10 protein-coding genes are annotated in these 10489 nt (G+C 44.8%); 1 reads left to right on the forward strand and 9 read right to left on the reverse strand.

All coding sequences use genetic code 11. The features are described 5' to 3' along the window. Positions 1-37: 37 nt before the first annotated feature. The 6 genes from FEF09_RS27240 to FEF09_RS27265 form a co-directional block, all read right to left on the reverse strand. The gene (locus tag FEF09_RS27240; RefSeq protein WP_146308022.1) at positions 38-763 is read right to left on the reverse strand and encodes a DUF7003 family protein; all 726 of its coding nucleotides are present in this window, start codon (positions 761-763) and stop codon (positions 38-40) included. Positions 764-884: 121 nt separating this feature from the next. Continuing rightward, the gene (locus FEF09_RS27245; protein ID WP_146308023.1) at positions 885-2648 is read right to left on the reverse strand and encodes a RagB/SusD family nutrient uptake outer membrane protein; all 1764 of its coding nucleotides are present in this window, start codon (positions 2646-2648) and stop codon (positions 885-887) included. A gap of 11 nt (positions 2649-2659) precedes the next feature. Further along, positions 2660-5674, reverse strand: a complete 3015-nt coding sequence (locus FEF09_RS27250) for a SusC/RagA family TonB-linked outer membrane protein (protein ID WP_146308024.1) — start codon at positions 5672-5674, stop codon at positions 2660-2662. Between the two features lie 340 nt (positions 5675-6014). Then, positions 6015-6842 carry a hypothetical protein gene (locus FEF09_RS27255; RefSeq protein ID WP_146308025.1) on the reverse strand — a complete coding sequence of 276 codons (828 nt, stop codon included), beginning with the start codon at positions 6840-6842 and terminating at the stop codon, positions 6015-6017. 129 nt (positions 6843-6971) lie between these two features. After that, the gene (locus tag FEF09_RS27260) at positions 6972-7454 is read right to left on the reverse strand and encodes a hypothetical protein (protein ID WP_146308026.1); all 483 of its coding nucleotides are present in this window, start codon (positions 7452-7454) and stop codon (positions 6972-6974) included. Between the two features lie 105 nt (positions 7455-7559). After that, entirely contained in the window at positions 7560-8069 is a 510-nt protein-coding gene (locus tag FEF09_RS27265; protein WP_146308027.1) for an SRPBCC family protein, read from the reverse strand. Positions 8070-8222: 153 nt separating this feature from the next. Here FEF09_RS27265 and FEF09_RS27270 point away from each other — a divergent pair, with 153 nt between their 5' ends. Continuing rightward, positions 8223-9197, forward strand: a complete 975-nt coding sequence (locus FEF09_RS27270) for a GlxA family transcriptional regulator (RefSeq protein ID WP_146308028.1) — start codon at positions 8223-8225, stop codon at positions 9195-9197. A 3-nt stretch (positions 9198-9200) separates the two neighbouring features. On the opposite strand, the gene FEF09_RS27275 is transcribed toward FEF09_RS27270, so the two are convergent. The 3 genes from FEF09_RS27275 to FEF09_RS27285 form a co-directional block, all read right to left on the reverse strand. Further along, complete coding sequence (locus FEF09_RS27275) at positions 9201-9836, reverse strand: alpha-ketoglutarate-dependent dioxygenase AlkB family protein (protein ID WP_146308029.1); 636 nt, start codon at positions 9834-9836, stop codon at positions 9201-9203. Between the two features lie 203 nt (positions 9837-10039). Then, the gene (locus FEF09_RS27280) at positions 10040-10228 is read right to left on the reverse strand and encodes a DUF4142 domain-containing protein (protein WP_146308030.1); all 189 of its coding nucleotides are present in this window, start codon (positions 10226-10228) and stop codon (positions 10040-10042) included. Beyond that, on the reverse strand, positions 10218-10489 hold a 272-nt coding region (locus FEF09_RS27285; protein ID WP_222597184.1), incomplete at its 5' end, for a hypothetical protein. The genes FEF09_RS27285 and FEF09_RS27280, both read right to left, overlap by 11 nt.

Below are 10489 nucleotides of genomic sequence, written 5' to 3' on the forward strand. Positions count from 1 at the left end.
TTCCAGGCGGGCTTTATGTTTTATTAAGAAGCATTTTTTACAGGTTACCGCCGGCCGGCCAGTTCTTCCAGTGGTTATTAGCCGCCTTTACGGGTTGATAACACGCCGGATCGCCTGTCTCCAGCATCTTTGCAATCAGCTGAAAAGTCTCTACAGCAGAAGGCATCTCCTCTCCTGCCAGGTCATTATGATGCCATTCATCCAGTCTTAATATCAGTGGCAGGTCTTTCGGAATCCTGACCCTGATCTCCTCTTCCTGCGCCAGAAATCCTTCTTTGTGATCAACGATGAGCGCCCGTAACAACTCCCATATACGAATGGCTGTTGCATCCTTCAATTCCACGCCACGGGCATTGTAATAAGCAGAATCCTGCGAAACAGGGATCTTTTCGCCATTCAACAGCATTGATACGGCTTCCGGGTGAAGTCTGTCTCTGTCCTCCGGATGAAAAGTAGGTCCGTCTTCACTGTCGTCTGTCGCCAACAGGAAGTTAAAGTTTTGTATACCGGGGGGAAACGGCAGACAATTGCCAAAAAAGTAAAGACAGTTTTCAATACCGTTATGGCCTCCCGCACGATAATTATATCCTACCAGTTCAACCAGCAAGACCCATCTTTCCTTGTCTCCGTAAACGGATAAACGGGAATCAGCCAGATAGACATAGCCATTGTCGAGCATAGGGAACTCAAACTTCTCTGCGTAGGCATCGAGTTGTGCCAGTATATCGGCGGCAGTAAATGTTGCCTGAAATGTTGTGTCCATTCAATCCTTTTTAGAATAGTGCATCAATGTATAACATTTCAGCGACAACATGCCTATAAATAAAGAGGCCCGCCAGACGGCAGGCCTCTTATTCTCAGTGTGTGTTAAAGAAATACCTTAATTAGTATTTATCGTTCTGTGTGTATATTTTGGTAGCATCCATCGTTGACTGAGGGATCGGATAGATCCTTCTGTACGGCTGAGATGCTGGTTTTGCAGTACAAGGGCTATCGAATCTGTTGAAACGGATAGCGGCCTTTCTTCTGTACATTTCCCAGTACATTTCGTAACCGGTTTCGTTATACAGGATCAGATCATTAACAGTAATCAGCTCTTTACCAGGAACACTACCGTACAGTGATTCACGGGTTCTGGTAGTGCGTAATTTGTTCAGATCAGCCAGTGACAGGTCAAACTGGTTCTTACGGAAGTAAGCTTCTGCTCTCATACAATAGATACCACCCAGGCGGTACAGTGGAATATCTACGTTGCTGGAGCTGTTATCTCTTTCCGGATCGAATTCATATTTGAACACGCGTACACCCTGATTGATCTGTGCCTGTGTAAATACTGACTGAACCGGATTATCAAATTTCAGCTCAGGCGTAAAGTCCATCGGCAGAGATGTATTCTTTTCGCAGGTCAGTTTGCTTACTTTGATACGACCATTATCCGTCATTTCGAAAGTACCGTTAGGTAACAGTTTAGGACCATACTGCTGACCAACCTGTAAACCACGGTTAAAGTGGAACCATGGCAGGGAAGCACTGTTAGGTACGATGCTGGTAGCAGGTACACTCACGTCAGTACCATCGTTCATGAACCATGTACCGTCAGCGTACTGATAGTGACGGGAGAAACGAGGGTCGTCATGGTTGTTCTCCCAGGTCTTGTAGAACTCAGGAGTGATACAGGAAGCGTTTGTACCCCTGTTGGCAGGAGAAGGCTTCTGGTTTCTTTCCATGGACATGTAAGCGAAATCGTTATCGCTGTTACGCAGAGTATTGATCTGCTGTGTAACGACGAAGATCAGTTCAGCGCCACCAGAGTTGTTTATATCGAAATTTTCGAAGTAGTTCTTTCTCAGAAGTAAGGTCGGATCATGAATAAGAAGGGTACTATACTCGATTACTTTATCCATGTCCGTACCAGTACCACTTACTGCCGGTTCATCAAATTTGAAGCTGGAAGCATAACGGTCTTTGAATACAGCACGGTTCAGGTACATATCAGACAACAGTGCAAAAGCAGCCTGTTTGGTAAAACGACCATTGTGTGTGTTCTGTTCTCCTATATTAGCGAGATCAGGCAGGATCGCCTCTACGTCTTTGATCAGCTCATCAATTCCCTCAGCTGCCTTTCTTACAGTTATCGGCGCATTTACATCAGCCGGATCACGGTAAGGAGCCTGTCCATACAGATCCAGTGTATGGAAAGTATAGAAATCCAGCAGGCCTTTTGCTTCCGCCAGAAACAGCTTTTTGTTGGTGAAATCAGGTTTAGCATTAATAGCGCTGATCGCTGTCAGGGATTTGGTGATACCTGCGTTCAGGGCGTTCCATGTATTGGTAACAACAGAGTTGTCAGGCGCCCATGTGAATTCGTGTATAGCACGCCATACACCACCGTCACCCCAGTCACTACCACGTGTAGGCAGCAGTGCTTCGTCGGTAGAATACTCCTGCAGAGCGAATACGTTACCGTGGTCCACAAAGGTACCATCACCCAGCTGACCGTAAGCGGCTGCCAGCGCATTCTCAGGATTTGAATTGTTTGAACCCAGTACCTCATCGATCACTTGTTCTTTGAGGTCTGTACAACCTGTCATTGCAACAGTCAGTGCAACACAGGCCAGTGTATGAAGTTTAAATGATTTCTTTCTCATGATCTGGTTTCTTAAAATTTAACTGTTGTGCCGAAGAGGAATGATTTTGCAGCCGGATAAGTGGTGTAGTCGATACCCAGTGACTGGTTACCACCAACTGTCTTAGTTGTGTTCACCAGTGGATCATAACCAGAGTAACCAGTGATGGTCAGCAGGTTAGATGCACTTACATACACGTTCACGGATTTGATCCACTGTACACGCTCAAGCGGTAAAGTGTATCCGAGACGCAGGTTGCTTAAGCGAACGAAGTCAGATTTCTCCAGATACAATGTAGAGAGCTGTACAGCATTAGCAGGGTTTGCATTTGCTTCGTAGAACTTTCTCAGTACGTTACGGTCAGATGCAAGGCTGTTGATGTTCAGATCCAGTGCGGTGTTGTTAACCAGATAACCGCCTGTCTGTCCGATAACGGCAAATGACAGGTCGAATTTCTTATAGCGCATCTGGCTATTCAGACCAAAGTTGAAGTTTGGAATAGCACCTTCGAAGATTTGTCTGTCAGCAGCATTGATTACGCCGTCATTATTTCTGTCTTCAAAGATATCTTTACCATCCTTGTCATAACCGAGGTGTTTCAGCATGAAGAATGAACCAGCTTCGTAACCATTCTTATAGATATTAGCGTTTACACCAGACAGACCGGGACCGGAAATGCTACCGGAGTATAGTTCAGAAACCGGCAGGTCTTTGATGGTGTTAGAGATGGTAGCACCGTTAACATCCAATGACCAGTTGAAATCTTTTGTACGGATCAGGGTAGTTCCCAATGTGAACTCGAAACCTTTGTTTACGATGCTGGCGTCTACGTTTTTCCATACAGTAGTGGTTGGGCTCAGCGGACCAGAAGGAATGTTCAGGATTGGATCTTTGGTAGTCTTGTTATAGTACTCCACGGAACCATATAATTTACCTTTGAACAGGTCGAAGTCAGCACCGATGTTATACTGTTCAACCATTTCCCATTTCAGGTTCGGGTTAGCAGTACGGTTTACGAGTACACCATTTACCACTTTCAGGTCGTCATACAGGTAGTAACCTGCTGAAGTAGACAGAGAGTAACTGGCCTGCGTGATTTTGTTCGGAACTTCCTGATTACCTGTCTGACCCCAGCTAGCTCTCAGCTTTAAGTTCTGAATAGCGCTGATGTCTTTCATGAAACCTTCCTGAGACAGGGTCCAGCCCAGTGCGAAGGATGGGAAGTAACCATATTTTTTACTTTCACCGAAACGGGTAGAACCATCTGCACGGAGAGAGGCTGTTACCAGATAACGGTTATCGTAGTTATAGTTTACACGTCCGAAGTAAGACTGCAGTTCGTTCTCCTGTGCATAACCACTTGGAATGGTTGGCGTACCGGAATAACCCGGGTTGTATTCAGGATCTACGCCTTGTCCCTGTTTTGCGATATTGATCATACCGAAAGCAGTACCAGCGAATTTAAACTGCTGATAAGAGAAACCACCCAATACTTCGAAGGTGTGTTTGTCAATAGAACGGTTATAAGTCAGATACTGGTCGAGCAAAGTTGTATGTGACTGCAGGTTGTTCTGCGCATAAGCACCCAGTGGTGTTCTGTCCGTGATGTTCGGATAGATGGTAGAGTTACGCTCAGAAGTTGATTTATCGATACCGTAGTTGATACGATAGTTCAGCCCTTTCAACAGTCTCAGGGACGCTTCAACGTTACCCAGTACACGGAAGGTGTTGGTTTTATCTTTGTAGATGCTCAGCAGATAAGCAGGGTTATAGTGAGCGTTCATGTTGAAGTTGGTATAACCACCCAGAGAGTCATATACTGAACGGGTTGGGTTAGCCATCAGGGCATGAATGATCAGCTGACCATCAGAACCTGCGGTGTTACCGTTAGGGATACCGGTTTCGTCGATATCACTTGCAGTCAGGTTCAGTTTAACAACGAGACGTCTGTCGTCGAAGAAAGACTCTTCTGCGTTCAGTCTTGCAGTTGTTCTTTTGAAGGAGCTGGTTTCAACGATACCATCCTGATCCATACGGGAAATAGACGCCATGTAGCTGCCGGTGTTGGTAGTCTTGGCGAAAGACAGGTTATGGTTCTGTGTAAACGCATTGCGATAGATTACATCCTGCCAGTCAGTGTTACCTTTGTGGTCATAAGCCGGATCTTTGATCGCTTTACGATATTCGTCCGCATTCAGTACATCCAGTTTTTTGATCACTTTAGACGTACCGAGATACGCATCGTAAGTCAGTGTAGACGTACCTCTGCTACCGCGTTTGGTAGTGATCAGCACCACACCATTAGAACCTCTTGCACCATAGATAGCTGCTGCAGAAGCGTCTTTCAGCACGGTGATGGTTTCAATATCGCTGGTGTTCAGGAAGTTCAGCGGGTTTTTAGGCTCAGAAGAACCCAGACCAAAGTCTGTACCACCTGCACTCACGTTATCATTACTCAATGGAATACCATCCACTACGAAGAGCGGTGTACTACCACTACGGATAGAACCCACACCACGGATGAATACATCTACGCCAGCACCGGGTTCACCACTGGACTGTGCGATACGCACACCAGAAACTTTACCCTGAAGCATGTTATCAACAGATACTGTTACGCCCTGTTTGATATTGTCTGCTTTCAACTGTGTCAGCGCACCGGTTACATCCGCCTTGGTCTGGCTACCGTAACCTACTACTACCACTTCACCCAGCTGACTATTGCTGCCTGACAAAGTAATACGCATTGGCGTGCTGGTTGCTACCACTTCCTGTTGGGTGTAACCAATGAAGGTAACCACCAGTTTGTCGCCTGCAGCTCCCTGCAAGGTAAATTCTCCGCGCTCATTTGTCGTAGTACCCTTGTTGGAGGTAAGTGACTTGATTGAAGCGCCTGGTATCGGCGCACCATCGGTGCCGATTACCACTCCCTTTATAGGTTCCTGGCGGGTTACCTGATCATATACAAAATGACCTGCCGCGTTGGCCATGGAAGGGCTTACGGCCGAAAGCCATACCGCTACCATTAAAAGAAACTGCTTGTTCATGCAATCTACTATTATGCTTTATGTAAATAGACGTGTTTATTTTGACCTGACGGTCATTGCATCTTTGTGTTGTGCCGATTTATCTCTCCTATCGTTATAAGGCTATATTTGGCTGAAGATCGTCCGGAATGCTACCAATGTAATACACAGACTCTAAGGCAAAGTCTCCGGAAATAACATTAAGGTAAGTAATTTTGTTGTCTTGCTTGTAAAAATCCCCCATAAGTCAGCGTGGTTTGAAAATCGGGTGTAATATTAGGACGGTTTCCCGGATTTTAATATTAACGCAAGGTTATGTTTATTTTAATTCCGGCTATACGATCCTCGAAAACCCTATAAATCAATGGGACTCCTCATTATTTTGCCCTTGCTTTTCCCACTCTTTTCTTGGTCTGCCGACCAGTATATCATGCGCACAATTCCAGATAGAGACGTCCGTCTGTGAAACAACCACGTGTTCTTTCCATCCTGCAAATTTTTCATACAGCCGCAAAGTACAGATATCTGTTGCCGTGATGAAAGGGCCTGTTTCGGGAAGATGCGTATGCATCGTTGTAGCGGAATCCTCCACTTTGCTGTACTTCAATACCATGATATCTTTATGCAGCTTTTTGGTGCCCGTCAGCTTATTATGCTCATCAAAAGTCAGCAGATAATCATTCCCAAAAATAACGACACCCGATACATTCGGCCCTGTCAGCACATATACTTTTCTGACATTATTGCGAACAAGCGGGATAATATTCAGATTGGTATTCCTGTAGTGTTTGAAGAGCGTATCCGTTTTGATGGCTTGCTGTGCCACCACCCTCATTCCATACAGGATCTGCTCCTCCGGGGTAAATGCACGCCTGTCAGCTGCTATTATCGCTTTGTCCAGCCGGTAATCCGCATCAAAAGAAACGGTACAGATAACAGCCGGTTGCTCTTCCTTCGAGTAAAAAGCGCAGATAGCAGCATCACCTTTCGTATAGGAGAAATACCCGCCCAACTCCTCCTGCAGCTTAGGGTACTTTTGAAGTGCAAGATCTGTTCCGTACCATGAAGCCATTTCACTGCTAAAGAGATTGGCCCCTTCTATTGCGATTTCTGTCAGTTCCTCCGTCTGTGCACACAGCGAACCCCAGATCGTATTTAACAATATCAAAGTAATCAGGATAGTTCTCATAGATATATTTGAGGGGCAAATATATTAATTTTCAACACATTGGATCAAACATGGGCAGGTGCAGACATATAAAAAGCCGGAAATGAAGCCATTATAAGCTTCATTTCCGACTATCGGGGTTAACAGGGCCTATTTTGCGTATTTCTTCTCAAAAGCATCAGAAGCCTTATTGACTTCTTCTGCAGCCTTTTCAAACGCATCATTGATGTTATTCAGTGCTTTTTCTTCTTTGGCCGCTGTTTCCTGATCAGCCACACCTGCCTTACGGATAGTAATCAATTCCTTATAATCATCCGTAACAACCTTTCTGTAGGTTTGTAAACCCGTCAAAACACCTTTTTGCAATACATCATCACCTTTATAGCTGCCTAATTCTTGCACTTTTTTTATCTGCATATCCAGTGCTTCAGACCAGGTAGTTCTTGCCTGTTCCGCCCGGGTATAGTCTTTTGAATTCATCGCCTCATTCATACCGGCGATCTGTTTTTCGTTGTCATTGATCACCGTGATCAGTTCATTGTTGTAAGTGGCTACATCCATGGACGAATTACAGGCAGCCATTGTACAACCTAATGCCACTGCGAATAAGAAGGTCTTCATTTTTACAAACATCTGTACAGTTTTATGTGTGTTTCAATACAACAAAAGTAACCTGTACCGCTGTCGGTCTTTCTCCCGGAATTCAACCATTTTTCCGAATGAAGCCTATACAAGCTGCTATTGCTCCATGGCCTGCTGCACTTTTGCTTGTTCCAGAAACTCCCCGCTCAGACAAGCAAATGGCAGTCCTTTGCCTGTATTCAATAATTGTTGTAAACTGTTGATCGTTTGATTCCAGCCCTGTTCACAGATGGCCCAGCATTCAAATGCCGGTGTCAACCCCTGATGTGTCAGGGTTAATGTCGTATCTGTTCCCTCACCGGAGATCGTCCAGACAACGGTTGTACCTACCCATTCTTTAGGGTTATCTACTGGTCTGGTACCCGGAGGAGCCTGTTGATGCGTGTCCATACAATACCATTCTACTTGCTGATCTTCCATAAGCGCAGTTATCCTCATCTGAAAAAATGAAGGACCGAACCTTACAATAAACACATCATTCAATTCCTTTGATGCGCCTTCATAATCCTCAGACCACCATTCGGGAATTCTTTGCGTAATGGCTGTAAATACATCATGCGGAGCAGCCGCAATCTTTACCGTACTTTGATAATCGGGTGTTTTCATCTGTGTTGATTTAATGAATAAACTTTATCAAAACTAACCAGAATACCCTCTGTATACCGGTGGCAAAAATGACAATTAAACAGGAGGATCCTGCCAATCACTTACACTAATTCAGTTGATTGGACGTAACTTGTACTTAAGAAATAAAAAGGTATGCGCATAGCTGTTTTAAACTACCCCGACGCCGTTCCCACTTGTGTAACAGGACCTGCAGATATATGGAGCGGAATGGCCCGTATGTATCCGGTGCTGACCGGTATTCCGCTGAAAACAGCTATTCAGATCGATTTTATCACACCTGTTGAAGAGAAATTATATGCAGGTGCTCCCGGATCACTAGTATCAAAAAAAACCGGGGCTAAAGAAGTATATGATCTCATCATCATTCCCGCTATGCGCTTCGAGAAGATAGAACTGGTTGTTGCCAGAGAGCAGGTGCTGATCAGGTGGCTGCAAAGGCAATACCAACAGGGCGCCGAACTGGCCAGCATATGCGTAGGGGCTTTTATGCTCGCTGCAACAGGTTTACTCGATGGTAAAAAAGCGACCACCAACTGGCTCTTTGCAGATAAGTTCAGGAGCCATCACCCTGAGATAGAAGTACAGGATGATAAGATCATTGTTGATCAGGGCCGGCTATACTCCTGTGGGGGCGCATTCAGCTTTACCAGTTTCATGATCTATCTGATTGAAAAGTTTTGTGGACATGAAGAAGCGGTCATTGCCTCAAAAATCCTTATGATCAATGTACATGATCAGCCGCAAAGCACATTTTCTATTTTCCAATTTCAGCATACCCATGCAGATGAAGCCATCACAAAGGCACAGCAATACATCGAAAAGAACTTTGGTCAGCCGCTTACAATCGAACAGCTGGCCCGCCACTGTAATATGAGTATACGCAATTTCATCCGGAGGTTTGAACAAGCTACCACCAATACTCCCCTTGAATACATGCAACGTGTACGGGTGGAAGCTGCTAAGAAAATGCTGGAAGGAAAAAATGAAGGGATCGGACAGATCGCATCAAAATGCGGGTATGAGGATACCGATTACTTCAGAAAAATATTCAAAAGGTATGTGGCTATGACACCCCGTGCCTATCAGGAGAAGTATGGGAAAAATTAAATATCACCCCTGCTGAAATAAACCATAATTCGTATTCACCTCTGTATCTGACACTCTGAAAGTAAGATTAATCCTCGCCCCGATATTCCTCGCAGTCTTCGGTACATGGTGCTCATAATGCTCCTGCATAGTGGCTCCCATCAACAGAAAACTGCCATGCGTCAGAGGGATATCCAGTGGCGCTACATCTTTTCTCTCCTTATGTCTCACCTTAAACAATCTGGTTTCTCCGAAGGTCACAGACGCAATAGCATAATGCTTACCGCTGGAAGAAGGATTATCACTATGCCAGGATACAGAATCCTGCCCATCCCGGTAATAGTTCAATAGTACACGATTAAAGGTAATGCCACAGGCTGTCTCTACAGCAGCTTTGATATCCAGCAATACAGGCGTCCAGGTATAACCATTCTGTCCACCGTAAAAGGCAGTCAGACGGGGATCTGGCAGCGTCTTATCATACATTTTACGCGTACGCTGCTGCCATGGCGTAGTTTCTCTTAATACATTAAAATATTCATCAGAAGCTTTTTTCTCGAAAAACCGCTCCCATAACTTTAATTCCGTATCAGGTAACTGGAAATCAGTAAAACGCTTTTGCCCTTCGTCAAACAGGTCGATATCCTCAAAAAGTGTCATAGTTTACAAAGATAGCAAAAACGGCCAAAATACTAATATTCTTAGTATACTGACCGTTTTTTTTGTTTCTTCTTTTACATGAATAAATTATAATACTTCCCTGAACGCTCATAATCACTAACGGGCCAGTAGTCTGATTGCCATTGTATCTGCCATTGCTTTATGCATCCTGATGGTTGGAAGATGTTCATTGGCGTAATCTTTCAGCTTCTGAGATTACTATTGGCGGCTGCGTCTTCGAAAAGCGCGATTGTTTTCTCATGATCCCTGATTTGTCCTTTGATATAAGCGGTATCAAACATCTCCGGAGCCATCATCTGCATATTCAGTCTCATATGAAAATGCGCACTGTCCGGGCCATCCGGCAGGTTTACACCCCAGTCATTTGCCACCCAAGCAGATCATCCTGTGCCTTTGAATGATCTGTCTGCATAGTTGCCCGAACATTTTCACGCCGGCATCCGCAGATAAAGAATCAGCCAGTTTACCCATACTCACCTCGCCCCAGTTGCCATAGGAGGCCTGAATCATAAAATTCTCATCGCGATCAGATACTATCGGATTATCAATTTCATCTTCATCATCAGAACAGGCAGTTAGTAATGCGCCGGAAGCGACTAATCCCACCAAAAAAAAGAATTTGATCTTTTCAT

It is taken from the genome of Chitinophaga pinensis, from assembly GCF_007896845.1.
In the GTDB taxonomy this organism is placed as follows: domain Bacteria; phylum Bacteroidota; class Bacteroidia; order Chitinophagales; family Chitinophagaceae; genus Chitinophaga; species Chitinophaga pinensis_C.